Origin of the sequence: Leptolyngbya sp. UWPOB_LEPTO1, from assembly GCF_017302695.1 — a bacterium.
Taxonomy (GTDB): Bacteria; Cyanobacteriota; Cyanobacteriia; order Leptolyngbyales; family Leptolyngbyaceae; genus Leptolyngbya; species Leptolyngbya boryana.
In genome coordinates this window covers 45,944-71,372 of record NZ_JAFLCJ010000027.1, presented here as the reverse complement: position 1 = coordinate 71,372, position 25,429 = coordinate 45,944, and the positions used below count along the sequence as shown (strand labels likewise).

Sequence of the window (25,429 nt, the reverse complement as noted above, 5' to 3'; positions counted from 1 at the left end):
CGAATCGCTTGTTGTCTCAGGTAATTTTGGGTAGTTGGATTCAGCAGTCGAGCATCGGGTTTCTTCATGTCTCGATTCTAGCAATTCTCTCCTTACTTCTGCATTCTCTTCGATTGCCAGGTTAATAATGACTTGCAGAAATCATGGCTGCCATCAGATCCGCCGTATTCCAGTGCCCAATATACCGGCTTCCATTAATAAACAGGGCTGGGGCAGTTGTTACTCCGCTCTGTATTCCGCCTTCGATATCTTCATTGATGCGATCGATATGTACTTGCTTAGACAACTCTTTGAGAAATTGAGGAATATCAAGTCCTAAATCATTGGCATACTCGACAAGATAACCGTTCTCTAACCTTTGTTGATGGTCAAATAAAGTATCGCTCATTAGCCAAAAATTTCCTTGGGCGGCGGCAGCTTCGGCGACTTGGGCTGTCCGTTGAGCATGGGGATGAATCTGTATTTGTGGAAAATGACGGAAGATGAAGTATAAATAATCCTCTCCAAAAGAAACTGTCAGATCTTGCCGGATATTTTTAATCAGCTTGTAAACGGTTGCACTTCTAGGACATTGATAATCCCCATACATCACTAACACCATGGCGGCGCTTAGCACACCTTGACTGTGATCTTGGGTTGAGACTGGCACAACTAAAGAACTGGAACTATGGTCATCGATCATCTTTCTACATCTGTATCAAGCATGGAACCTTACGATTTACTTGCTCAATTCACATGAATTCAATATAAGCAATTGGCGTTTGGTTGTCGTCTATAGTGAGTTAACATTTTTAGGCTGTAATTTGATGGAGCAACTGCTCCTTCTCAAAATAGAAAGCTGGCTATAACTCAAGTTAGAATCCGAGTTCGATCGAAAGTTCTACAAGCAGACAATGCCGCGTTTAACCGCAACAATCACAGCCTGGGTGCGATCGCTCACGTCTAACTTATTCAAAATCCGATTAACGTGAGATTTAACCGTGCCTTCACCAATACTCAAAGCCGCCGCAATCTCAGCATTACTCATTCCCTGGGACAGTGAGCGGAGTACTTCTAGTTCTCGTTCACTCAGTTCTGGATTGCTGAGGCGCTGTGCTAACTTTGCGCCCACCTCAGGTGGAATATATTGCTGCCCCCGATGAACGGTGCGAATCGCATTCAGAAGCTCATCAGGTTCAGTTTCTTTCAACAGATATCCTTTTGCGCCTGCCTGCAATCCCCGATAGATATCTTCGTCACTATCATAGGTAGTCAGCACAATAATTCGAGCCGATTTAGCGATCGCACAAATTGCACCGATGGCGGCAACTCCTTCTACTTCCGGCATTCGCAGATCCATGAGTGTGACATCCGGTTGGTGTGCCTCAAATAGAGCGATCGCCTGTTCCCCATTTTCAGCTTGGGCAATCACCTGCATCTCTGGGTCACGGTTAATAATCGTGGCTAATCCTTGCCGAAAGATGGCGTGATCGTCTGCGATTAGAACCTGGATCGGGGGTGTGAGGTGTGGGGTGTGGGGTGTGGGGGGCATGGGGTGTAGAGTGTGGGGGATGGGGTATGGAGTAGTCAATGGTTGTTTATCTCCCTACACCCCAACTACTACAGTAATCTCCGTTCCCTGTCCAGGTTGACTCCTAATCGTCAGTTGTGCGTCGATGCGCTCTGCCCGTTCGCTCATGCCGAGTAAGCCAAATCCCTCAGAAGACGGGATACTTCCAACCCCAAAACCCTGTCCATTGTCTTTCACGCGCAACAAAAACTGATCATGCTCATAGATTAGCTCCACTCGAATTTCGTCAGCGTTGGCGTGCTTGATCACATTGGTTAAGGCTTCCTGCCCAATCCGTAGTAGGTTATTCTCGACTTCGGTAGGTAGAGAATACACTGCACCCTCAATCTCATAGTATAAAGTGGTATCCATTGCAGCCGATCTAGTCTGAGCGACGAGACGATGGAGAGCGCTCTGTAAACTGCCTTCCTCTAGAAGCTGAGGACGGAGCGCCACGACCGATCGCCGTGCTTCAGTCAGTCCAGTTCGTGCCAATTCTTTGATCAGGTCGAGATGCGCCTGAGTTGCTTCTACATCATCCGTTAGCACCTGTTTCGCCGCTCCCGCCTGAGCCAGAATACCTGTGAACGCCTGAGCGAGAGTATCGTGAATTTCGCGTGCCATGCGGTTGCGTTCTTCCAGAATTGAGGTGGCTTCTGCTTGCTTTTGCAGCGTAATATCTCGCGCCAACCAAAGCACCTGCTCATGCCGAATTGGGGCAATGCGAACCGAAAACCAGATTTCTCGTCTAGCTATCCACTGGCTGTATTCAACGGTGAGGACTTGTTGGGTTCTCAACACCTGCTGAACATAACTCAGGAATTCATCGGCTTGTTCCCTGTCATAGAGTTGATGCAGTGTTTTGCCAATGTACTCCTTCCGATATAACTCTTCATAGGACTGATTTCCCTGAATTGCACAGATCAATTGCCCCTCACCATTGAAGATACACATTGGATCGGGAATCGCTGAAAAGAGCGATCGCAGTTCTGCTTCAGAGGCTTGCAACGCGACTTCTGCCTGTTTGCGATCGCTAATATCTGCAAGCACCCCTTCGATGTAGTCATCGCCTGCATTCAGATAAGAAGAGAAAAGCCCCCAGAACACTGTCCCATCTCGTTTTTGCATCTGGATTTCAAAGCTTCGCACTTCCCGATCTCGCTTCAGTACCTCAATGAATTGTTGGCGATCATTGGGATTTACATTAAAGCCTGTAGTATGTTCTAGCCCAATGATCTCTTCTGGCGAATCAAAGCCAAGCAGATCGGCAAAGCGTTGATTGGCATCAAGAATTAATCCATCACAGGTGCGGGTTCGGTAGATGCCAACCTGCGAGTTTGCAAAGATGTTGCGGAACTTGGCTTCACTGCGTTGTAGTGCCTCTTCTGCTTGCCTACGCTGAGTGGTATCATTGCCCACCGATAAGATTTCAACGACCTCTCCCTGGTCATTGAAGATGGCTTGATTCGACCAAGCCATCCAAACTCGCCGACCGTCTCGACACAGGTTTTCACCTTCGCCTTGCGGGTACGCTTGAGGATTACGAAGTAAATCGTGAACCATAGGTTTGACATCGCGCCCAGAGATTTCGATGTCTGGAATGATGGTTTCAAATAAGGTTCGCCCTAAGATCTGATGCTCTTCATAGCCCAGGAGTTTTATCCCATAATCGTTGATGTAGTGAATCCGCCCTTGCGGATCATAGCGAATGATGACTGAATTCGCGGTTTGTAGCAGGTTGCGATAATTCGCTTCACTCTGTCTCAATGCGGCTTCGGTTTGTTGACGTTCAGCAATCTCCTGCTGTAAAACTTGAGTTTGCGCTTCTACTTTACACTCCAAGGTTTTCGTATAGTCTTCTAACTGTTCATAAAACCGAGTATTTTCTAGTGAAATTGCTGCCTGAGCCATCAACAGTTTTAGGACTTGCAAGCGATCGTGGGTAAATACTCCGGTACTGAGATTGTTCTCAAGATAAAGAATGCCAATCAACTGGCTTTGATTGAGAATGGGTAGACAGAGGAGCGATCGCGTCTGATTGTGTTGAATGTAAGGATCAGTTAAAAAAGACGGTTCGCTAACTGCATTCTCAAACACCAGTGTTTCTTGAGTGCGTTCTACCGAGTGGATGACGGAGACAGGAATCGTTGCACAGTCAGCAACAGCAAACTTTTCCAGGTTACACGGTTTATTTCGGCTGCATTGAGCGACTACAGTGAGTTTATCCTCTTCCAGGAGAATCAGAGCGCCAGTTTCGGCTCCTGCATTTTCTATTACCACCTGCATCAATGTGGCAATCAATTGATCGAGATGGATCATTAAACTCTCCCCGACGAAGCACTGTCAGTCATCTCCCAAAGTATATCGCTTGCCAAAATCCAGAAAATAAAGCTTCTGGGCGAATTTTTTGAAGGTTTTCCAATGGTTGCATTAAAGCCTTGAATGATAAGATATGGTTTGTCAGATTCTTAAGCCATTAGCGAACCTACTTAGAGGTTATTCCAGTGAGGCGTTTGAACTGTTGTGTCAGATGGCTTTGACTAAAGAAACCAACTTGTAAGCCGATGCCTATGTCAACATCTCTCTAACGGGAGGGATTTTGCCAATCTGTAAGCAGATCATGCGTCAAGGGCTGCTGTTGTCTCAATCTAACTAATGTTTTGAAAGAGACAAATGTGGTAGCACCAATGCCAGCAAGCGAGGCGTGGGTTGAAGTGAAAGTCGAGTTTTTTGGCAGTTCTCGATTGGCAATCTTCCAGCCCAGTGAATTGCTTGCTATCGCGAAACAGAAATTCAATTTGAAAGCGCAGATGGTACAAATGGTACAAATTCACCATCGCTTTCGGGTACAGGTCGAGGTCTGTGGAAAACAGCACGACAAATTTAGGCTGATTCGGCTTGCGAGTATCGTGCAAGTAAGCCAAGCGAATGCGACATTGCAAAGAGACATGCCATACTTCTGCAGTATAGAGGGTGATGTCTGGTTGGATCTGCTCGACTCGTTGCATTAGAGTTGGATCGCTCAAATCGACTTTGCCTGCATACTTACGGCTTCTGCCTCTCGGCTTCTGTTGTCCCTCAAAGAAGTAGCGCAGATTGGCATCGCATCTGAGTTTGCTTAAGATATGCAACTTGAGTTGCCGCATCCCCGTAACGAACTTTTCCTTGGCATAAGCGCCATCGACCACAAAACAGCGCACCTGAGCAGGCAGACGCGGTTACAGTCGCTTCACTTGGTTGGGTGCTTGGTCAATGCGGCTCAGTTCAGGGAAATCGGTCTGACTGCATGTTTGCTCAACCGAAACGGCATAGCTTTGCCCAGTTTCGGCATTCGCCATGCCAATCAGCGACACTTCCAATCCTTTCTCAGCCCGACTCGCGCTGCCGTTGTAATACCAGTCTAAGCCAAAGGTCTTCCCACTTTTGCGGATACAAAGAACTATCCCTCACACCTATCCACGATTGCCCGGTTGCAGTTGACGCTTCGACAATACTCAGGTTCAGTCCGATAAAATCGAATGCCTGCTCAAACTGTCGTCGGTAGGTCTTCTCGTTCAGCGAACTGTATCGACTGAGATTGCTGAAGTTGACCTTGCCACACACAATCAAAATTGTTGTGAACAAGGTCACCAGAAATTTCAATTGCGGTTTGCGAGCTTGCCCACTTTGGTAAGTTGGCTCTGTACAATTTCCATATGACTATTCGTCCGGTGCGCTTTTTTCTAACTAGCACCTTAACGGACGAATAGTTTTCCTGTCGAACTTCTCAAAAACTGTCCGAAGTATTGATTTATAGCTTACATAAAATACTTCTTTAGATTTCATAGAAGTCAATTGCTAAAGATATAGCGACTTATCGCCAATCCTCGAAGTGTTAACGTAGTTGTTCGCGATAGCGTTTCGCACTCAGTTAATGTTGCTTCAGGTGAAAGTATCCTTGAATTGGGTCGAAAGCAGCAATCAAAATTTCGGCGCAAAAATCGCAAAAAGTTAGATGTAGGTAACTTCTGAAACACGCGCAATGCATTAGAACGAACAATAGTTTCAGGCTATTTTGTTACTTCTTGCATTCACGTAGCATTTAACAACCTGCAAAAATTCGCGCAAAACACCTGAAGTACTATCTGGTCGCCATACGATAGCCGTTTCAACTTGTGGTGTTGTTTCTCGTAATGACTTGTAGACTACGCCGACTCGTTGTAGATTTTGTAGCGATGCTGGAACTAATGCAACTCCCATTTCTGCTGAAATTAATCCAATAATTGTTTGCATTTGGATTGCTTCCTGCATCACCTTTGGACTGAAGTTCACTTGCTTGCAGAAGCTCACAATCTGATCATACAAACCGGGTCCCAAATGGCGCGGAAACAGAATAAAAGATTCATCAGCAAGCGAATCCATCGAAATTATTGTTTCAGTTGCCAATGGGTGAGATTCAGGCAAGACAACGACTAAAGATTCTTTCAAAATAGATTCTGACTGCAAGCGATCGTCCTTAAGGGGAGGATGACAAAAACCAATGTCGATCCGCTGATTGTGTAATGCTTCTTCCTGCTGAGTCGTCGTCAATTCTTGTAGTACAAGCTCAACTTGTGGGAAGTGATGTCGAAACTGATGCAGGATAGTCGGCAGAACATCATAAACTACAGAGCTAGTAAATCCGATCGTTAAAGTTCCAGTCTCACCTCTGCCCGCGCGTTGTGTGTCGTAGATTGCTTGTTCCAGTTGAGCCAGGATCGGGTAAGCCGCCTGCAACAAAACTTGTCCTGCCTCGGTTAGCTGAACTTGCCGCTTGGTGCGACGGTGAAACAGTGCTACGCCTAATTCAGTTTCTAACTGCTTGATTTGTTGGCTCAACGGAGGTTGAGCGATGTGTAAACGCTCGGCAGCGCGATTGAAGTGAAGTTCTTCCGCAACCGCCACAAAGTAACGCAGGTGTCGCAGTTCCATTTTTTGATATGTTTCTCGTCTTAAATCTATCAAAACATATATTGGACATCTCAAAAATCGCTTTTTATACTCCAGAAACAATCCATTAAGAGCAAGCAACACCATGCCCGAAAATTTGAGAAGCCAAACGATTACTCAAGGCATTGCGCGATCGCCGAATCGTGCCATGCTCCGTGCCGTCGGATTCGAGGATACTGATTTTACAAAGCCGATCGTGGGAGTCGCGAGTGCTCAGAGTACAATCACGCCTTGCAATATGGGAATTGCGCCGCTGACTGTTCAAGCAGAATCAGGAATTCGTACAGCAGGCGGAATGCCTCAGATGTTTGGCACGATCACCGTGAGTGATGGGATTTCGATGGGAACAGAGGGAATGAAGTATTCGCTCGTGTCGCGAGATGTGATTGCAGATTCAATCGAGACGGTCTGCCATGCTCAAAGTCTGGATGGCGTATTAGCGATCGGTGGCTGCGATAAGAATATACCGGGAGCCATGATTGCAATGGCACGAATGAATATTCCCGCTATTTTTGTTTATGGTGGCACGAGCAAACCTGGGCATCTCGATGGAAAAGATTTAACAGTCGTCAGTGTATTTGAAGCGGTGGGACAGTACAGCACTGGAAAAATTGAAGAATCAATGCTGTATGCAGTCGAGCGCAATGCTTGTGCAGGTGCAGGTTCTTGTGGTGGAATGTACACTGCGAATACGATGTCTGCTGCATTTGAAGCGATGGGCATGAGTTTAATGTATTCCTCTACTATGTCCAACATTGACCCTGAAAAAGCTGAGAACACAGCACTTGCTGGGAAAGTGTTAGTCGAAGCCATTCGGAACCAACTTTTACCGCGTGACATTATTACTCGCAAGTCAATTGAAAACGCAGTTTCAGTGGTGATGGCGATCGGCGGTTCGACGAATGCGGTGCTGCACTTCTTAGCGATCGCCCATTCTGCGGGTGTGCCTTGGACGCTTGATGATTTTGAAATCATTCGTCAACGAGTGCCTGTCCTCTGTGACCTCAAGCCATCCGGTCGCTATGTTGCGACAGATTTGCACAAAGCAGGCGGCATTCCTCAAGTGATGAAAATGTTGCTCAAACAGGGCTTGATCCATGGCGATTGTTTAACGATTACAGGAAACACGATCGCGCAATGCCTCAAAGACGTTTCTGAATCACCATGTCCATCCCAAGAGGTCATTCGTCCTTGGAGTCATCCACTCTATGCGACTGGACATCTAGCCATTCTCAAAGGCAATTTAGCTCTCGAAGGAGCCGTGGCAAAAATCACAGGGGTCAAAAATCCTAAACTGACTGGACCTGCTCGCGTATTTGACTCAGAGGAAGCCTGTTTAGAGGCGATTCTCACAGGCAAAATCAACCCAGGTGATGTTCTCGTCATTCGCTATGAAGGACCGAAAGGAGGACCCGGTATGCGAGAAATGTTAGCTCCGACTTCGGCACTGATTGGTGCAGGGTTAGGCGACTCGGTAGGGCTGATTACGGATGGACGCTTTTCTGGCGGGACCTATGGCATAGTGGTTGGTCATGTTGCGCCTGAAGCCTTCGTCGGAGGCACGATCGCACTGGTGCAAGAAGGAGATGAAATTACGATCGATGCTCATGCTCAATTGCTGCATCTTAATGTTCCAAACGCAGAACTTGAACAGCGTCGCGCAACTTGGCAACCGCCTACACCCCACTATCAGCGAGGCGTACTCGCAAAATATGCAAAATTGGTTTCGACCAGCAGTTTAGGAGCTGTAACTGACTTACAGCGGTTTCTAAATGAATAAGCCACAATGAGCGAACCAAGCGATTGCATCCTCCTCCGAGATTTTTTCAGTCACAATCTCAGTCAAAGCTTGATTGAGAGCTTCCAACGATCGGGCTTTAGCAGAGCGTAGTAACTGCTTGAGTTTCGACCAACACAACTCAATCGGAGATAAGTCTGGAGAATAAGGTGGCAGGAAGACAAGTTGTGCGCCAGCAGATTCAATCGCTTGCCGAACTCGTTGAGCATGATGCACAGGAAGATTATCCATGACCACAATTGCTCCGACCCAAAGTTGCGGGATCAACACTTCGAGCAAGTAGACGACAAAGACCTCGGTATTGACACTACCCAGAATCGTCATTGTCGCAATGAGTCCTTCTAGTCCAATGGCACCAATCAACGAGATGGTTTGTCCAACATTGCGTGGACGGACATCATGCACTCGCTCTCCCTTAGCAGCACGACCATTCATTTGGGTCATGCCCAAATGAATGCCTGCTTCATCGACAAAGACCAGATTGCGAAGGTCAATGCTGAAGCTCCAATGTCGGAATGCAAAACGTAGCGCTTGCACTCGCTTTGTTTCGGCTTCAGTTGCCCTAAATGTTTTTTTTGACGCTCAGGTTCATCTGCTCCAGCACTCGCCACATCGTCGAGATGCCGACTTGAACAGCACATTCTTGTTCGAGTCGCTCACACAATTCCCACAACACAAGGTCAGGTTGCTGTTTCAACCAGTCGGCAATCAGGGCTTGCTCCTTCACACCGATTTTTGCGACGGCTCCACCCCCATGCGGTTTAGGTTGCACCGTCTTCTGCTCTCGGTAGTGGCGCATCAAGTCTCGCACAAACGACAAGCTGACCTTGAACCGTTTTGCCAGTTGGCGTTGACTTCCTTCTTTCGCCTCGTAAGCATCCAGAATGCGTTGGCGTAAATCGACCGAGTAGGCAGCAGGCATTGCTCATTCCTCATGACTGCTGCTAAGGTGCCCATTCTGTGGCAGACCCAATCAGAAACCGCTGTAAATTGAGATTTTGTCCAATGCCTCGATTGAAATTAAAGAATATCGGGGCAATTGAACAAATCTGGAAATTCTTTAACGGCAAAATTGAGAAATAGGGCGACTGTAGCACCTCAGCTCCTTGCATAAAATCCAGGATCGCACCGTGTACTTTGCTTACAGCACTTCACCTTCTGGAGTGCTCGTTTTTCAGTTCTATCCAATCTATTTTTCCCAGAAATATTATGGCAATTTTCGCTTTTTCTGCGGGTGGATACTTAGCAATTTTGGGTGACAACCTCGATAACACCATTAAGGTGAGTCGAGATGCGTCGGGCGCGCTCTTAATCAATGATGGAGCCGTCTCCATTTTCGGATCTCGCCCTTCTGCTTCGCGTACCCAACAGATTGATGTATTGGGCTTCGGCGGCAACGATACGATTACCTTAGATACAACCCTCGGTGCATTGCCTACGACTCGGCTCTTTGGAGGATCAGGCAGCGATGTTCTGCGATTTACAGGAAGTGCTGACGCTGAACAGTTCGATGTTTCTGCCAATTCTAATCGAGTTCGCCTCACCCGCAACCTTGGCAACGGTGTAGTAGACTTGGACGGCATTGAGCAACTCGATCTCAATCCTTTGGGTGGAGCAGATACCGTTACGGTTAATCCTCTAGCTACAACCGCACTCCGCACGATTAACTTCAATTTAGAAGGCAGTGTTAGCCACGGAGATGGAGCACTTGATCGTCTGATTGTGAATGGAACGAATAACGCAGAAACGATTGATGTTACGGGGACAGGCACTGGCAGTTATTCCATCAGCGGATTGTCTGCAATCATCAATGTCAAAGGGTCGGAAGCAACGGATTCGTTAGCGATCAACACCTTCGGAGGAAATGACACGATTCGCTCTACCCTTCCTGCGTCAGTGGTGCAATTCACCGTCGATGCTGGAGCAGGCGATGATACTATGCTTGGCGGAGCAGGTGTAGAGACTTTCTTTGGCGGTGACGGGAATGATATCGTCGATGGCAATGGTGGCAACGACATTGCTTTTCTGGGTGCTGGCGATGACCTCTTCATTTGGGACCCTGGCGATGGCAGTGATGTCGTGGAAGGGCAAGCGGGCAGTGATACTCTACGCTTCAATGGCTCCAATGGTAATGAAGTGTTCGATGCTTCTGCAAATGGGGGGCGAGTTCGCTTTTTCCGTGACCTTGGCAACATTGTTATGGATCTCGATGATGTAGAACGGCTCGACCTAAATGCGCTCGGTGGTGCTGACTCCATCACAGTAAATAATTTGACTGGAACCGATCTGAGTCAAATTGCCCTGAATCTGGCAAACAATGGCACGGGTGATAGTCAAGTCGATACGATCGCAATTAGCGGGACGAATGGAAATGATACGATTACGGCAAGTTCATCAAGCAGCGGGATTGTGATTGCAGGTTTACCTGCTAATGTCACGATCGTTGGCGCTGAAACAACAGACACCCTCACTCTGAATGGCTTAGCCGGAGACGATACCATCAACGCCAGTGGCTTAGCAGCGAACTTAATGCAACTAGCTCTCAATGGTGGACTTGGCAACGATACGTTCTTTGGCAGTGCGGGCAATGATCTCATCAACGGCGGAGATGGCACGGATACCGCATTTATGGGAGCGGGCAACGATACCTTCATCTGGAACCCAGGGGATGACAACGATGTAGTCGAGGGGCAAGCAGGCAGCGACACCCTACGCTTCAACGGTGCAAACGTTGCTGAGACGTTTGACGTATCTGCAAATGGGGGTCGAGTTCGGTTGTTCCGTAATGTTGCCAACGTGACGATGGATTTTGATGATGTAGAACGGTTGGAACTCAATGCCTTGGGCGGGGCAGATACCACCACGATCAACAACCTAGCAGGCACCGATCTGAGTCAAGTTGATCTCAATTTAGGGGCAGGAGACGGGGCACAAGATTCGATCATTATCAATGGCACGAACGCTGATGATGTCGTAGTGTTGGCTGCATCTGGCAATGCCGTTAATGTGATTGGATTAGCATCGAATATCGCGATCGTAGGAGCAGAGAGTAACAATGACAAACTGACGATTAATGCACTCGCTGGTAATGATGTCGTCGAAGCCAGTTCTCTTCCTGCTGTGATTGGGCTGACAGCAGATGGCGGCGATGGCGACGACATTCTTAATGGTGGTGATGGCAACGATGTTCTTCTCGGTGGTCCTGGGGATGATGTTCTTCTCGGTGGTCCTGGGAGCGACGTGCTCGACGGTGGTTCTGGGAATAATGTCGTGATTCAGTAAAACGTGAACAAGATGCTAATTCTCGCCCGCTCCTAGAACGATCAGTTTAATTCGCATCATTTGCGATCGCAGTCTTGCCCATTCCCGAAAAGTTTGGGCTTTTTGTTTGTCCAATGCGCTGAGGTTGCCTAAAAACTGCGTTGTTTCGCCGTTTCCTAATCTGTAGTCCAGTTCAATTAACTTGTGCTGCAAAGCCTGCCTACGAGCGATTTCTTGAGAGATTTGAAACTCTCGACGGGTTTGATCAAAGTCGAGAACTTGAAGAATGACATTCTCACGCAACTTCGCCGCAATCTCACCCCGCTTGTTTTGAATTTCAGCAAGTTTGACCTGCAAATCTCCGATCGCGATCGCTCGACTTTGAGCAGCAGCATCGCCACCTGTCGCATTCCTGAATAAGGGCACACCTACAAGGGAAAGAATCTCATTCACTGAACTGAGCGTATTACCAAAGAACAAATCCCCGATGCGATTGAGAATGCCTTTCTTTCTCGCTGGCTGACCCGGAACAGTTGGAACGTCTTCGACTTTGAGCCAGGACTGCACCAAGGGTTCAAACACACCAAGTTGAACTGTTTTGATGTTGTTGCGCTTTGCTTCCTCGACTTTCTGTTCGATCACCCGCACTCGTTCATCGATCGCTTTCAGTTCAGGCGAAGTCTCGATCGCCTTTTGCTGCAATTGCTGAATGCAGGCATCCGACATATCCAAGCAGGGTAAATCACCAAGCATTCCTTTCCAGAGGTCATCATTGATGCGGAGTTGGATTAAGCGATCGAGTGAGTCTCCAGCCGGATTAAGTGGGTTCTCATCAGCTTTGATGGTATCGGGGTCTTCGGTCTTTTCCTCGCTGGATTCTTCCGGCTCTGATTCATCTTTGAGGATTTGAGGATTGGAAGGGGGGCGTTTCTGGCTTTGAGTCGTCTGAGTCGTTGGAACTGGCTTGCTTTGAGCGAGGGGTGTTTCGCAAATCACCGACAATAAGAGTAAGTTCAACAGTGAGAATTTGATTATTCTGACCTTTCCATTTAACCCGTTGAACTTTGGCATTGTAGGCACTCTTGACGATCGATAAGTTGGTAAGTTGCGTTTCTAAGTTTTGAAGTTGCACATTGACTTGAGCAAGTTGGAAAACGCGATCTCGCTCTTGCTGTTCATGTTCTTGTAACTGTCGCTGATATTCTTGTTGCTGACGTTCAAGGTCGATGCTGCGCTTACTGATTTCTAGCGAATGCTCGTATTGCCGATATTGATAGTTTTCCTTAGCTCGATCGAGTTTCGCTCTTGAGAGTTCTAATTCTGCCTTAGCTTGTTTCACGTCACGCTCTCGTTGCCGCAGTCTCTCTTGTTCGTGGGGCAGAGTGCTAGGGGGAAGATCACTTGGATTGAAGCCTTGCAGTAAATCGATTTTGCGCTGCTGTCGGTTCCAGTCCTGCTCGACTTGCTGAAGGGCGACTTGTTTACGATCGATTTCGGCTTCTTCTTCGATAAATGAGGGGGTTGGAAGATTGGCAATTCCTGATGCGGCTTTGGGCGCGAGGGGTTTGATTGGGGGTTGTTTGAGGCGATCAAGTTGGATCAAGACCTGGGCTTTCTGAGCTTCTAATCGTTGGCGTTCACGAGTGCGATCTGAGAGAACTTGACCCATAACGACAACATCGCCTTCTCGGACTTTCAAATCTTCCGGCGCGGATAAGCTGAGTTCTAGGGTGAAGCGCTTCGCTCTGGTGTTAGAAACTGAGGAAGCTGTGGGAGTTGGGATAATGGTGGGAGTCGGACTCGGAGTTGAATTCTGCGCCTGGGCAGTACAACTTGTTAGGAGCAAACTCACTGTAAATATTAACAGTCGATTCATTGAGAATGAGGGCAATCACTTTGAGTAGTGTGCCCTTGATGAAGAGTCCAGTCATAAGGAGGACAACTGCAATGCACCGGAACTTTGAAGTATGTTGTTCGTATCAGAAATCGTTTGCGTCCGGTGATCGCGAACTTTGGGCTTGCTTCGCAAAGATTTCAAAATCGTTCGTCCCGAATTGCAGGAAGCATAAGCTCACGGACATAGAATGCAGCAGATAGATTTAGAAGTGCGCTAACTACCTTAACTACGTCATGCAAAGGTATTAGTTCCCCTCCCCCCGACGAACTGCCTCTGCCAATGGGACAGAGAGTGAATCCTCCGTATTGAGGTAACCAAGTTGCAAACAGGTAACTCCCAATTCGTTTTGTCTGAAGCTTTCTCGTAATGCATCACCAATGCCCGTAAGAGCAAACTTTGATGCACCGAACGTGACTTCCGGGCGACCGCCCTGTCGTAGACCGGATGTTGGTCTAGTCAGAATTCACCAGGGTTGAGAACTGTTGAGAAGCTTCGGGATGAGCCGTTTTAGAAGGAGAATTGCACCAGCAATATTAATGTTTACTATCTCATGTCAATATCTAAGTAGGTAAACATAATTAAGTTAAAACCTCTTCGTGCAAACTCCTGGCTTCGCCATCCTGCTTATCAAGGGGAATTACAGGGGATATTTCGGGAAGCGCTATCTTACAAATCATTCCGTTAACCTACTTATTAACGTAAATACACCACTACCGCTTTCTATAGGATTATCGTATGGGAAAGCTTTGTTCCAATCGTAGACGACCTCGATTGCGCTTCCATTCTTGCGAAGTTCGCCTTCGCCGAAAATGACCAAGTCCGCACTTGTAGCTGGGATCTCTAGTCCCTTGCACAGCACATTGATGAGACGTGAAATAATCAAATTTTTGGAAACCAACATGCAATCAACATAGAAGTTGATCTCTCGGTGACTTCCGATCCACCCTGGACCAATATCGGGATAGACGATCCATCCCACTCTAACGCGAGCTTGTTCTACAAGAAGGCAAAACGTAGCTAAGTCAGGAACTTCAAATGGCTTTGATGTCACTCATCGATCTCTCCAAGAACTTAACGCCGCCTAACTATTGTTGGGACTGAAAAAATCCGCCTAAGATCCCAATTTGAGGAACTTAGCCCAACAACTTTTCCGCATAATACCCCTCTGTAGGAATCTTAGCCTGAAATCTTCTGTATTTTTTCCACTAGAGAAGGCACTTTTATCTGTCTAAGATCCCCAATCAAAGGATTAGGTAGACACCTTAGCATGACTCGATCAGGAAAGCAGCTTGATCAGGTTTCAGAGATCTCTAGCAACCCTCTGGACAAAACTTCACTGCGGTCGCGGACTAATCACCTTCACCATCAACGTCCCCGTTACATACTGCTCACCCAAATGCTGTAGAGCCGACTCAATCGGGTGAAATGTCATCGTTACCGTCTTATCTACCAGTTTCGCTGTTTGTAATCGATTCGCATCGATCGCAATCCTCACATTCTCTGGCAGGTCAACCACGATCGACCCACTGAGCAAAATCAAAGCATTGGGCTGTAATGCTACAATCTCCTGAAGTTTTGGCGCGATTTCTTCATCCATGAATGAGATTGTTTGTAATTGAGTTGTAGCAGGGTTGCCGATCGTCGCTGCAATCCGCTCTGTCAGAATCTGCTGACCCGTTTTGAAGAATCCACCCTTCCCATCCGTCACGATGAACGAATCACCTTCATTGGCAACGATGAAATACTTTCCATCGGCGCGGGTGCGATCGCTTGCCCAAATCCCCTTCACATCCACCCAAACATGATTCGTCGCTGACTTCTTGTTATACCATCACTCATGCCTAATGCCGTTGTGACCTGCTGAGAGAGTCCGCCACTGCTGCCAATGTGCAACCCTAGAACGAGTAAGAAAAGCGCGATCGCTAATACCCAATACTCACCCGTTCCACCCGTTGTAATTCGCCGCTTTGGATTTGAAACGCTCCAGCACCAAGCCGGAACCGGATAAAACCATTGCACCCCTTTCACCGTAAAGCAGTCGGAAATGCAGGTTAGCAGGTGTCCGAGTGGCAGGGATAGCCAGATGAGAAGATTGTTTGTGAAGTAACCGATCGGAAGTGCGATCGCGCAAAGGAATCCGGTTGCTAACAGGCTGTGCGTGATCGTTCGATGCGGGAATCTTGCCTCAAACCATCGACTTACAGGAAAGAAGATTTGCCCGATATAACTTGTGGATGTGTCCAGGTCTGGAAGCTGTGACCCGATTAGCGATAGGAAGAGTGCTAAGGGTTCAGCGGTTCCGAGAATTAGGGAAGTGCCTGCGGTTGCGATCGCGCAATGAGTCACGGACATCATTAAGGAGCAAGAGTTCTGAAACTTGCTTCTAGATTGCCCTCGCTGTTTGTAGTACAGCCTTATTTGAGAACGATCGTTTTAGAGCGTCTACGTTTTAACTTCTGGTGGGAAAGCCAGCCGAACATCAAGGCAACTGGAACTCCTGCGATCATGCTAGGCTCCGGGATTACCTCAGAACTCGTCAATCGTACAGTGCCGTAAGCGAGACCAGCATTATTAAATGCAGCGGCAAAGCCATTACTCGATATGGCAAGCGATGAACTTTCATCACTCGTGCCAACCAGAAAACCCTTGAGTTGATAGCTTCCTGTATCGGTTCGGTTGAATGAAAAGTAAGTAGTAGAACGACCAATCGAGGAGTCGTTCACTTGTGTGTAGCGACGGTTGAAGAAATCAAGAGAGAGGCTAGTTGGTCTCTGAGCATAGTAGCCAAACGGTGGTCGTGCATAGGGATCGAAAAAGTTATTCTCGTTGTACTGAATTTGGGATTCATCGAACGTCAAAGTTCCGAAACCCTTTGTTCCGACTGGCGGCAGTCGATCGGAATCAAAAGATCGATCAACTGTTATTTCAAAGTTACTCACGATCGTCGCATTGAGCGGACTGGAAATGCTGCTGAGTCCAATCCAACCGATCGTCGCAAGAACAATAGTCGAAAAAGTACGCATGATAAAGCCATCGATACGATGACTAAATTTTAGGTCTGCAAATCAGTCTTGGATAATGCAAAGAATTAATTTGTGAATAAAAAGTCGTGAGGATCAGAAGTTCTGACAGTCATCCTTCGCATTGCTGTACATTCTCAATCTGCCGTCCCAAAAGCTCAAGAATCTCAGCCCTAACCAAATCCGGTAATTCCTCCCATCGATCGCTATTCGCAAACAGCACGACAACAGAATCGGCAAAGACCGCAAAATCCTCAAACCCATACTCATCAAATTTCTTCAGCAACACATCCAACGTTCTCACTGCCCTAACTTCCTTCTCGGTCCGGATACTCTACCCAACTGTTTCAACGCCATTCCCACGGTCAAACAAACACCACCTGTGATGTAAAGCCCCTTATTGTTAGTTCCCAGCCCTACAAAGCGTACTACTGCAAACGAGAACAGTGCAGCGACCAAAATCGGCATGATGACAATGCCCTGAGTATGTTCCACTTTGTCTTGCTTCATGCCCAACTTCTCGCGCTGAATCACCTTCCGCGCAATCATCGGGCTTCGTCCCGCAAGTGGCTGTAATTCCGCGATTCTCGACTGATCAATCTGCAATCCGAGTCTTTGTGCCTCCGATGTCATCACACTACGGATATGAGCATCGGAGGGCAGTTCTAATTCAACTTCTAGCATTCGCAGAAACACATCACGACCAGGATTGATTGGACTGAAGGCGACAACTCTGACTCCGGATGCGATCGCATCTTCCAACCAGTACCGAATACTCGCCGGAAGTCGTTTCGCTTCAGGCAGGATAAAGAGCCAATCATCAGAAGCATTCGAGAGAATTTCGTCTTTCATCTCATCGACGCTCATCGGCTTGAATTTGCCCTCACCGACTTCGGCTTCAGTCGGACATCCAACCTGTTCAGCCAGCGACTTGAAGAAGGTTTTCGTCGTGCCCTTATAGGTTTCAGTCGCGCAGGTGAACTGACCTTCAAAGAGTTCGCGCACAGAAACAGCGAGATCATCGACTCCTGATCCCGCTTCACCAATGACAAGAACGCTGTGACCGGATTCGACCACAGCACACACCTTATTTAGAGCATCGTCATTTACGCTGCTGTTTGTCGGTTCTGGCGCATTTGATCGAGTAACTTGTCCGCAATCGCGCTTGGGTGAAAATTTGGGCGAGTTGCCTCCTCGGTTCGCTCCACTTGGGCTTTAAGGTCTTCAGGCAGATCGTCTTTGGTCATCCGGTTCGCGACTTCTCGAACGACTTGAGGAATCATTGCCAATTCGGAAGCCTTCAATTCAGCGGCTGCTCGAAAGATTTGCTTGCCCAAACCATTCTCGATCGTGGGTTCTTCCACTGCGGGGATCGGTTCTGCCAGGTCGCTACCTTCCACTGCTGCGAGGTTAGCAGAATTTACAGGCGCAAGTTCTCCACCTTCACTATCAATAAATCCGTCCATTTCTCCGGTTTCTCGAATGTGTTGATCGAGTCGCTTCATTCGATCAAATTGCGATTGGTCGAGGTAAGCCTTTCCTTTTTCATCTTTGTGAGCTTTGATGCCGAGAAACTTTAATCGCTCGTAATACTGAGCAGATTTGATATCAAATTCTCGTTGAACTTCGTCCGGTCGGTACTGCATCTCAGTAGTGGAATTCTGGTTAGCAGTGGCGGAATTCTGGTCAGTCATAGCGGAAAACATTTGAATCAACTGTGCATATTATCTGAGTCTCGCAAAAAAATTCGTGTCCGAGACTCTACCGGAATTCTGACCAACCACCGTAAAGACTTGATGAAGACCAGAAATCGGAATGTTTCACAATTGAACTGAGCAAGTTCAATCTTTCTCACTGTAATTATTTACAGTTAATTCTCACTCTCAGCTAGGAATCCCGCTGATCATAGGGAGATATCTTAATAGGCTCTATCTCGATCGTTGGATGCAAAATTGGCAACCATACGAGCAGAAGAAACCCAACCAATACAGGCGTAGTAGAAGACTTTTTCAGATAATATCGTCGCTCTCCCTCAACTAATCGAGACTCAATCACTCCGGCAACATGTAAGTTTCGGGTCTGTCGCCGCACTTGCTCATAGGTCAGTCCCGATCGCTCAACTAATTCCTTGCGGGTAAGTCCGTCTGTCTCATTGAGAATTGCCAGAATGCGCGATCGCGTTCCTCGTCCCTGTTTCGTTTGTTCGTATATCGACAGCATGAGATAGTACAAAACTGCTGCTGTCAAAGTGCCCGATGGGCGGGAAGCGATCGACAAACGAGCAGCGATCGCGCAGATTTCCAAACTGGCTGCATAAATTTCAGAACTTCATCGTGGAAGTAATCAAGAGAGCGATAACACCCTCTGAGTTTTGCTCTCTTTCATTCCTCTACTTACCCCCAAGGAGATCTATCATGCAATTGAAATATCGTGGCTGCTCTTACAACTCCAACTCTACCAGCGCTCAAGTGGCTCCCTCCAACCCGACCCTTATTTACCGAGGAGTCAAATATCAGCCAAATTCTGCGGCTCCTCAGCGTGCAACATCACAATGTCAGATCTTGACCTATCGGGGATCAGTTTACTTTGCTTGCTAGTGCTTTGAAACTATCAGGAGCGCGATCGCACCCTCACTTTACCCGCGATCGCGTTCCTCAGTAGTAGCGTGATGGTTTTCAACTTTCAAAGGGCTGGATCACAATTCCACCAAACCGCGCTTCATCTGCCCAGCACTTTACGCCTTCGATGTAGCAGATGTGGTTTTCATTCTCCTCGCCTGTTTCCTCGACTACGGCTTTGAATCCACCACTGAATGAGACGTTATAAAAGCCCAACTTTCGCCCTTTATCGTCACAGGCTTTGTCGAAACAGTTGTGGCAGACTGATTTTGGGTATCGCGCCCAGTGTGGTACTGGAGTTGAACAGATGGGGCAGGGATGAAATTCAGTTGTGCTCATTCATCTAACTCCTGAAACCTCTACCATATTGATTGATGTCAAGATTATTTCAGGTGTTTAAGTTTGTCACAGTCGCGATCGCTCTTTGTCCCATCGGGCATTATGGTATTGCAGAGCAGCGTTCCATCTAGAATTGGCTCAAACATAATTGCGTCTTTCAAGTTAGCGAAACTTAGATTTGTATCTCTAAGGTCTGCTTTACTAAGGTCTGCTTTACTAAGGTCTGTTCTACTAAGATTTACTCTTCTTAAATTTGCCGCACGGAAGTCTGTTCCACTCAAATTTGCTCCCTCTAAATTTGTCCTTTCCAATCTTGAAAGATTCTCATAAGACCGAAAAATCATTACTCTAGACGGCTCTTTATTCCCTATCTTGCGCTCGACTGACAGAATTGAATCCGTATCAGGTAAATTGAGATCAGATAGGTTGATGCCAGCTAGGTCAACCCCAGCTAAATCGATGTCCGATAAGTTGCTTCCACTCAGATTTGCTTCTCTTAAATTAGTTTGTCTAAGATCGAGGACTGGCTTTTTCGCTTGAAGGAGTTTCGCTTTATGTAGAAACTTGATGAGCTGTCCTTGTCGCTCTCCATCTAGCTCTCTCAAGGCTGTTAATGTTCGTGCCTGTGCAACAATTCGAGATTCATCGTCTGCTTTCGCAGTCCGTAGCCCCCGATCAAATAACAACGTCGAAATCTGGTCAAAATACCGATTCAGCATCTCTTGTTTCGCTCGATCGTCCGCAAGTTCCAAATCCCTCTGTTTCGACGTTTCCTGTAAATAGAATGCACCGATCGCTAAAGCAGTCGGCACAATCAACAATTGCAACACATCCCACAGCTTCTTTTCTCCAAATCCCGTCCAGTGCCAAACTTTCTGAAGGAGCGATCGACGACTTTGAAACGTATCAGGAACCCAAAGCTTTCCACGTTTCACAAAAGAAGGTGATTTTGCATCAGAGCGATGATTATTTGACGATTCTGGGGGCGTTGGTTGCGTCATCGTTGAAATAGAGACTCAATACTCAACTGATACAGCCAATTCCTTGAGCATTTCAGAGTTCTCCGTCGTTAATTAATAATCTCTGTCGCAACATCGCCCCTTACAATTCCGCCTGCTGCGAATACAACCCGTTTCCGCGAATCGCTCTCCATGCTTCCTCACAGTCGGATAAGCCAGCCATTGAAGCGGAATTCCTGTCAGCTTCCAAACCAGCCGACCAAAGGAGTGCAATACATCTGAGGCTTCGTCTAAACTCGGCTCAGCGATGAATTCTTTCAGTTCTGCCATGAATGCTGACCATTGGGAGCGAATTGTGGGCAGGTGACAGCGATCGTAGGCTGCCATACCAGTTCGATAGTGCTTGAGAATCTCGAACATAGAAATGTTTTCCCTCATCATCTGGAAACTCCAAGCAAGCAACATGCTTAATCCTTTTGCACCCATACTGCCGGATTTCCGGTTTTGAAAGTTGTTCTAAAATGCAAAGTCTTGAAGGGGTTGAGTTAATATTTTCCTGAGTTCTCAAAATCCTTTCAACAATATCTCAAATGATCAAAATTTCGGGTCAACGGGTATTACTCCATGCTGCAATCTTACTGGCGACAGCAGGAATTGCTTCACCTGCGAGATCTGATGAAGTCTGGGACAGTGACTATGGCAGAGTGGTCTATCAGGCTGATCGAGGAAAAACTGCGATCTTGACGTATGGTGATGCTGTCCAAGGGGCACTATTCATTGACGGATTGGCAGGGCAGCTTCAAGATCGAAGAAACTACTCCGGCTACTGGAGCCAATCGACCTCAAACGTTCGGTGTGAGACTTATCGTGAGGGGCGCAATGGGCAAAAAACCTACTACTGGGGGACTTTGCATATTCAATTTCTTGACTCGGAGTTTCCATCTCGATGGTCTGCCACGATCGGATACTGTGATCAACCAAAAAAATTGGGCTGGAGAGCATCCCCAATCGTCGGAGGAGTTCAACAGCCTCTGAAATTTCCTTGACATTGAAGATTAGTTTCTCTGACGACATTTTTGAAGCCTTTAAAGTAAGCATCTCGAAGGTAGTCAGCATCTCGAAGGTCACTTAATTTTTGGGCTTATTGGCTCCTGGCATTCCATCGGGTGTGTAAACCACAGCACTGGCATCAATTCGCCCAATAATGGTTAATGCCGTAGTTGCTAGTATGACAACCATTTGAGCGATATCATTCAGATCAGTTTTGCCCGTGTTCTGATAAGCGGTAATGCTTTTGGCAATGAGAGGAGCAATAGACGCGATCGCAGTCAGCACCGCGCCCCAAATTGTCTTGCTCTGAACCATGCTTTTGGAAGGGACAGACGAGGGAGAATTAGAAGTTTGCATCGAGTACTCCGGGTAAATGGTCACATTCATACCATAAATCTTCAGTAGAGCGCCTCTTCTGAAGATGTTTTCAGGCTCAACAATGGTAAAAGTTGTATCGATCTGCTTCCTCTAATTGTTGTTGCTATTCGTTCATTTCTTCGGGTGTAAATGGATGTGAACTCTCCGACATCACGATTTCTCCCTACCCTGTTTTGTTTGTTCGTAGATTGACAGCATAAAACTGCTGCTTGTTATTCAGTTGCATTTCCGTAACAAATCAGGCTATTCCTGTGAAGACGTTAGAAAAAATTCAAGAGTAGTATAATCAATCACGGTTTATTAGTGATGGTACTTAGAAATGAAACCAAGCGTCGTATTGTTTGCAATCAGCACAATAGTTCTGGCGACTCCCGTTTATGCCCAAAATTGCAAACTAACTCAGGCTGTATACCGAGATGGAAATGGAAAGGGATTTGAGTTAGTTTTCAGACCACCTACTTCGAGAAGTGTGACAATTTATGCTACGGCTGTCATTAGAAGAAACTCCCAGGGCGAATTATATCGCTTCAATCTCTCGCAGTCACAGGGATATGGCTCAATCTCACTTGCAGATACTAGGGCTACTTCCGAGAATTGGCAGGACAATAGTTTTATAATCAACTTCTTTGATAGCGACCTCAAATCTGCCTCAAGGCTATTGGGACGGGAAAGCAGTGTCCCTAAATACGCCTTTATCAATGGCTTAGGTAGCCGTGATTATTACAATAGAAGATTATCAATTTCAGAGAGCAATCCTCCCATCGGTGATACGATGTGGGTCTTCAACCGTTGTCAATCTAGGTAATCAAGCACCAACGCTTATGGTAGGGGAATGCCTGCTGCCTTCAATGCCAGGGTAAGAACCATCTTCGCCGCTTCACTTACGGTTGTCTCACTGGCTTTGTTCGCCATTGCCTTTCCCCACAAAACCAATTTTCCCATCATGGCAGGATTCGTTTCCGCTTGCTTCGCCATATCTGTCGCGACTTGCTGTTGAGAGTCTTCAACAGTCACGCCTTGAGTTTGAAGTTGTTGCAATAAGTCTTGAATCTGTTGTGCCGCCTGGGTGAGATCCTGACTCATATTGATGTATTGGACATTACTCTGATGACTTCCAGCCTGAGCAGTATCAACAAAATTACCGATATTGGAACCCCGAAAGTCATACTTGGGAGATTGATTTTCAGCCATTGTTTCAACAATCCTTTCAATATTAGTATTACTTTGACGCAAGCTTTGACGCAAAAAAATCACTTCATCTCGATATTCCGAAACCCGTTCCTCTAACAGTCGAATTTGCCCTTCGTAGAGTTGCTTCGCCTGACTCTCAATTGCTGCCTTATCTGCTTCTGGTGGCACTTCTAAGCGAATGACGAATGCACCGCCACTTTTCTTTTCGATCGCTTGGATGGAAAGATTGTCGTATTGCGTTCTCAGTTCTTGAAAGGATTGAAAGAAGGCTTGCCAGTCGATACCATCAGCAAAAATCAGATCAACAGTTTCTAAAGCTTGCTGAAAGAGAGCAGAAAACTGTCCAGGTGCAAAAGTTCCGTGGCTAGGGCGACGTTCCTGATATAGTCCTTTTATGTAGAGATAATCACAAAGTACATTTACAGTTTTAGTATCACTACTGATATTCCAGCCCTCAACACAAGCTCCCGTCAATCTAGTATTAGACAAATCAGCACCTCTAAAATCAACGCCACTCAAATTAGCTGCACTGAAATCAGCATTTCTCAGATCTGCACCTCGGAAAGTAGCCTCTCGGAGGTTAGCTTCTCTGAAAATAGCTTCAGCGAAATTTTGCCGTGTGTATCCATCATCAAGCCAAAATTTTATCGCTCCACCTTCCTGAAGTGTATAAGGTCTAAAGTCGGCTTCCTGGAGTTCTGCGTGCTGAAAAATAGCTCTGCTTAAGTTGGCTTCTCTAAGCGAGGCATCACTTAGATCAACCCCTATTAAACATGCCCCTTCCAGGTTTGCTTTAATGAGTTTTGCCTCCATCATCTCAGCTCCACTCAAATTTGCCTCGTTTAGCTTCGCTTTCCCAAACTTTGTCTTAATGAGATTTGCATTTACCAGAATGGCTTTCCTAAGATCTGCGCCAACAAAACTTGCATCTCGTAGATTTGTATTATTTAGCCTTGCTCCATAAAGGTTTGTGACTGATAAATTAATTTCTGGTAAGACAGCTTCACTAAGATCCGCTTCACTTAAATCAGGAATAATCGTAGTGTTACGCTTGCGCCAGTTGTTCCAAACTTCCACACCCTGCTTCAAAATTTCTACCTGTTCCTGCTCTGCCACCGTCTTTCCCTCAACGCTGAGACATTCACTACTTCACTATCGCCACCGATCCCTAATTTCCCTTTCACAGATCTCAAAGTGGCGCTAATTACCCATATCGATCATAAGAGATCGCTAATTTTCCTGAGCACTGTTGTTCTTCCACACTCAATTGTGTCCACTTTGGGATATGTCACTTTCTAATTGGGATCGCCTAGCTCGTTATGTTGATCGTACTATCCACAAATCTCAGTCACGCTGCATAAATCATCAAGTTCAACTGTGTAAGTCATTAGCAGAAGACGAAGCCATAATGCCCCGCTGCAAGCGAGATTAGGCATGTTGCACTCTATACTTCGCAAAGTCGGACTACTTAACGGAGTAGTGCTCATTACACTAAGCATTCAGATTTCACGTCTTCTCTTTAAAAAACATCAAATAGTTTCCTTTTTTATCTTGGTAAATATACTTTGAACGGTAAAACATATATACCGAGCGTAAAGATTCAATGGGTTGAATCTGAAATCCCCATTGAGAGCGTCCTTCAGAGTCTGGCAGCGAACCCCAAACAGAAGAGCATTTTTTAACCGCTAGATCGAACCTTCCTTCTTCTACATCTTCAAGCGCGCCCTTCTCTTGAATCAACTCGATAGCTGCTTTATCTTGCGATCGAGGTGAGAAGTCTTGTAGTCTTAGTCTTTGGGCAATAGAATCCCATGTTGACGATACTATTAAATAGCGTCCAGCAGCATCTTCACAAATTTGTTTCCCTAAGAAAACAGCACAAACTTCACGACGAGGATGAGTGTTGAACTGATTGAACTCCTCTCCCGAGAAAATCAATCCATAACCGTTTGGTAAAGCAGTCCCTAATGACCATGCTACAGTATCCAGAAAAGCCTTTAGATTCAAACTCAGTTCTGGTGTTGCAATGTCTGATTTCTGTAGTAAACCTTCTATAAGTTGACGTTGCCTGACTGCCTCCCGGCGCTGTGTTTCAGCAATTTCATGTTGCTTCTCAGCGATTGCACGTTGCTTCTCAGTTTCGCGGCGTTGTATGTCGCCCGCAGGTAAAGGCGATTTCCCTTTTGTCGAACCGCCACTCCAACATTAGCGGATCTCAACCGCTCATTGATTGCCTCAACAGTCAATTTACCCTTAACCACTTACCCTGTCTTCCCTAAACTTTCCCTAAAATATAGGGTATATTCTGCCATATTCTGAGATACTCCCAGACATTCAGAATACCTGAAACTCCGACAGGGTATGGGTTAGAGGAAAGCTGGTGACAAGACTCGAACTTGCG

28 protein-coding genes are annotated in these 25,429 nt (G+C 46.6%); 4 read left to right on the top strand and 24 right to left on the bottom strand.

The features are described from left to right. Positions 1-121: 121 nt before the first annotated feature. The 8 genes from J0L70_RS27515 to J0L70_RS27485 form a co-directional block, all read right to left on the bottom strand. The gene (locus tag J0L70_RS27515) at positions 122-649 is read right to left on the bottom strand and encodes a DsbA family protein (RefSeq protein WP_287456631.1); all 528 of its coding nucleotides are present in this window, start codon (positions 647-649) and stop codon (positions 122-124) included. Positions 650-880: 231 nt separating this feature from the next. After that, positions 881-1,531, bottom strand: coding sequence for a response regulator (locus J0L70_RS27510; protein WP_287456630.1), 651 nt, complete (start codon positions 1,529-1,531; stop codon positions 881-883). 54 nt (positions 1,532-1,585) lie between these two features. Then, positions 1,586-3,868, bottom strand: coding sequence for a PAS domain S-box protein (locus J0L70_RS27505; RefSeq protein WP_287456629.1), 2,283 nt, complete (start codon positions 3,866-3,868; stop codon positions 1,586-1,588). 166 nt (positions 3,869-4,034) lie between these two features. After that, entirely contained in the window at positions 4,035-4,115 is an 81-nt protein-coding gene (locus J0L70_RS32040) for an AraC family transcriptional regulator (protein WP_353736666.1), read from the bottom strand. A gap of 82 nt (positions 4,116-4,197) precedes the next feature. Beyond that, a complete protein-coding gene (locus J0L70_RS27500; RefSeq protein ID WP_287456628.1) occupies positions 4,198-4,749 on the bottom strand; it encodes a transposase in 552 nt (183 codons plus the stop codon). 18 nt (positions 4,750-4,767) lie between these two features. Continuing rightward, positions 4,768-4,908, bottom strand: a complete 141-nt coding sequence (locus J0L70_RS27495; protein WP_287456627.1) for a hypothetical protein — start codon at positions 4,906-4,908, stop codon at positions 4,768-4,770. A 7-nt stretch (positions 4,909-4,915) separates the two neighbouring features. Further along, positions 4,916-5,179, bottom strand: coding sequence for a hypothetical protein (locus tag J0L70_RS27490; RefSeq protein ID WP_287456626.1), 264 nt, complete (start codon positions 5,177-5,179; stop codon positions 4,916-4,918). Positions 5,180-5,593: 414 nt separating this feature from the next. Next, entirely contained in the window at positions 5,594-6,499 is a 906-nt protein-coding gene (locus tag J0L70_RS27485) for a LysR family transcriptional regulator (protein ID WP_190647577.1), read from the bottom strand. Between the two features lie 103 nt (positions 6,500-6,602). Here J0L70_RS27485 and ilvD point away from each other — a divergent pair, with 103 nt between their 5' ends. After that, positions 6,603-8,297 carry a dihydroxy-acid dehydratase gene (ilvD, locus tag J0L70_RS27480; RefSeq protein ID WP_287456625.1) on the top strand — a complete coding sequence of 565 codons (1,695 nt, stop codon included), beginning with the start codon at positions 6,603-6,605 and terminating at the stop codon, positions 8,295-8,297. Here the strand turns inward: ilvD and J0L70_RS27475 are convergent. Both J0L70_RS27475 and J0L70_RS27470 read right to left on the bottom strand, forming a co-directional pair. Then, complete coding sequence (locus tag J0L70_RS27475) at positions 8,286-8,852, bottom strand: IS630 family transposase (RefSeq protein ID WP_287456624.1); 567 nt, start codon at positions 8,850-8,852, stop codon at positions 8,286-8,288. The two genes, ilvD and J0L70_RS27475, sit on opposite strands and share 12 nt — an antisense overlap. A gap of 25 nt (positions 8,853-8,877) precedes the next feature. Then, positions 8,878-9,237 carry a helix-turn-helix domain-containing protein gene (locus J0L70_RS27470; RefSeq protein WP_017285999.1) on the bottom strand — a complete coding sequence of 120 codons (360 nt, stop codon included), beginning with the start codon at positions 9,235-9,237 and terminating at the stop codon, positions 8,878-8,880. Between the two features lie 287 nt (positions 9,238-9,524). Between J0L70_RS27470 and J0L70_RS27465 the strand changes: the two genes are divergently transcribed. Next, positions 9,525-11,597 carry a beta strand repeat-containing protein gene (locus J0L70_RS27465; RefSeq protein ID WP_287456623.1) on the top strand — a complete coding sequence of 691 codons (2,073 nt, stop codon included), beginning with the start codon at positions 9,525-9,527 and terminating at the stop codon, positions 11,595-11,597. Positions 11,598-11,612: 15 nt separating this feature from the next. Here J0L70_RS27465 and J0L70_RS27460 read toward each other — a convergent pair whose 3' ends face one another. The 8 genes from J0L70_RS27460 to J0L70_RS27425 form a co-directional block, all read right to left on the bottom strand. Continuing rightward, positions 11,613-12,593 carry a hypothetical protein gene (locus J0L70_RS27460; RefSeq protein ID WP_287456622.1) on the bottom strand — a complete coding sequence of 327 codons (981 nt, stop codon included), beginning with the start codon at positions 12,591-12,593 and terminating at the stop codon, positions 11,613-11,615. Between the two features lie 2,213 nt (positions 12,594-14,806). Beyond that, positions 14,807-15,262 carry a hypothetical protein gene (locus tag J0L70_RS27455; RefSeq protein WP_287456621.1) on the bottom strand — a complete coding sequence of 152 codons (456 nt, stop codon included), beginning with the start codon at positions 15,260-15,262 and terminating at the stop codon, positions 14,807-14,809. Further along, positions 15,259-15,828 carry a metal-dependent hydrolase gene (locus J0L70_RS27450; protein ID WP_287456620.1) on the bottom strand — a complete coding sequence of 190 codons (570 nt, stop codon included), beginning with the start codon at positions 15,826-15,828 and terminating at the stop codon, positions 15,259-15,261. The genes J0L70_RS27455 and J0L70_RS27450 overlap by 4 nt, the downstream gene beginning before the upstream one ends. A gap of 59 nt (positions 15,829-15,887) precedes the next feature. Next, positions 15,888-16,496: a hypothetical protein gene (locus tag J0L70_RS27445; protein WP_287456619.1), complete on the bottom strand. Its 609-nt coding sequence runs from the start codon at positions 16,494-16,496 to the stop codon at positions 15,888-15,890. Between the two features lie 109 nt (positions 16,497-16,605). Continuing rightward, positions 16,606-16,797 (bottom strand): hypothetical protein, encoded by a 192-nt coding sequence (locus J0L70_RS27440; protein WP_287456618.1) that lies wholly within the window; start codon positions 16,795-16,797, stop codon positions 16,606-16,608. Continuing rightward, a complete protein-coding gene (locus J0L70_RS27435; RefSeq protein WP_287456617.1) occupies positions 16,794-17,570 on the bottom strand; it encodes a hypothetical protein in 777 nt (258 codons plus the stop codon). Before J0L70_RS27435 ends, J0L70_RS27440 begins: the two co-directional genes overlap by 4 nt. A gap of 29 nt (positions 17,571-17,599) precedes the next feature. Continuing rightward, positions 17,600-18,187 carry a hypothetical protein gene (locus tag J0L70_RS27430; RefSeq protein WP_287456616.1) on the bottom strand — a complete coding sequence of 196 codons (588 nt, stop codon included), beginning with the start codon at positions 18,185-18,187 and terminating at the stop codon, positions 17,600-17,602. A 193-nt stretch (positions 18,188-18,380) separates the two neighbouring features. Beyond that, positions 18,381-18,797 (bottom strand): winged helix-turn-helix transcriptional regulator, encoded by a 417-nt coding sequence (locus J0L70_RS27425; protein WP_287456615.1) that lies wholly within the window; start codon positions 18,795-18,797, stop codon positions 18,381-18,383. A gap of 110 nt (positions 18,798-18,907) precedes the next feature. On the opposite strand from J0L70_RS27425, the gene J0L70_RS27420 reads away from it, so the two are divergent. Beyond that, complete coding sequence (locus J0L70_RS27420; RefSeq protein WP_190648779.1) at positions 18,908-19,090, top strand: DUF4278 domain-containing protein; 183 nt, start codon at positions 18,908-18,910, stop codon at positions 19,088-19,090. Positions 19,091-19,168: 78 nt separating this feature from the next. On the opposite strand, the gene J0L70_RS27415 is transcribed toward J0L70_RS27420, so the two are convergent. From J0L70_RS27415 to J0L70_RS27405, 3 genes are all read right to left on the bottom strand, one after another. Then, entirely contained in the window at positions 19,169-19,450 is a 282-nt protein-coding gene (locus J0L70_RS27415; RefSeq protein WP_287456614.1) for a hypothetical protein, read from the bottom strand. 44 nt (positions 19,451-19,494) lie between these two features. Then, complete coding sequence (locus tag J0L70_RS27410) at positions 19,495-20,451, bottom strand: pentapeptide repeat-containing protein (RefSeq protein ID WP_287456613.1); 957 nt, start codon at positions 20,449-20,451, stop codon at positions 19,495-19,497. A 72-nt stretch (positions 20,452-20,523) separates the two neighbouring features. Then, positions 20,524-20,829 carry a hypothetical protein gene (locus J0L70_RS27405; protein ID WP_287456612.1) on the bottom strand — a complete coding sequence of 102 codons (306 nt, stop codon included), beginning with the start codon at positions 20,827-20,829 and terminating at the stop codon, positions 20,524-20,526. 170 nt (positions 20,830-20,999) lie between these two features. Here J0L70_RS27405 and J0L70_RS27400 point away from each other — a divergent pair, with 170 nt between their 5' ends. Continuing rightward, entirely contained in the window at positions 21,000-21,455 is a 456-nt protein-coding gene (locus J0L70_RS27400; protein WP_287456611.1) for a hypothetical protein, read from the top strand. 82 nt (positions 21,456-21,537) lie between these two features. Here the strand turns inward: J0L70_RS27400 and J0L70_RS27395 are convergent, their stop codons facing one another. The 3 genes from J0L70_RS27395 to J0L70_RS27385 all read right to left on the bottom strand — a co-directional run bounded on the left by J0L70_RS27395 (position 21,538) and on the right by J0L70_RS27385 (position 25,035). Continuing rightward, the gene (locus J0L70_RS27395; protein WP_242044277.1) at positions 21,538-21,816 is read right to left on the bottom strand and encodes a hypothetical protein; all 279 of its coding nucleotides are present in this window, start codon (positions 21,814-21,816) and stop codon (positions 21,538-21,540) included. A gap of 840 nt (positions 21,817-22,656) precedes the next feature. After that, positions 22,657-24,144, bottom strand: coding sequence for a pentapeptide repeat-containing protein (locus tag J0L70_RS27390; RefSeq protein WP_287456610.1), 1,488 nt, complete (start codon positions 24,142-24,144; stop codon positions 22,657-22,659). A gap of 390 nt (positions 24,145-24,534) precedes the next feature. Continuing rightward, a complete protein-coding gene (locus tag J0L70_RS27385) occupies positions 24,535-25,035 on the bottom strand; it encodes a glycoside hydrolase family 24 protein (RefSeq protein WP_287456609.1) in 501 nt (166 codons plus the stop codon). Between the last annotated feature and the right edge of the window lie 394 nt (positions 25,036-25,429).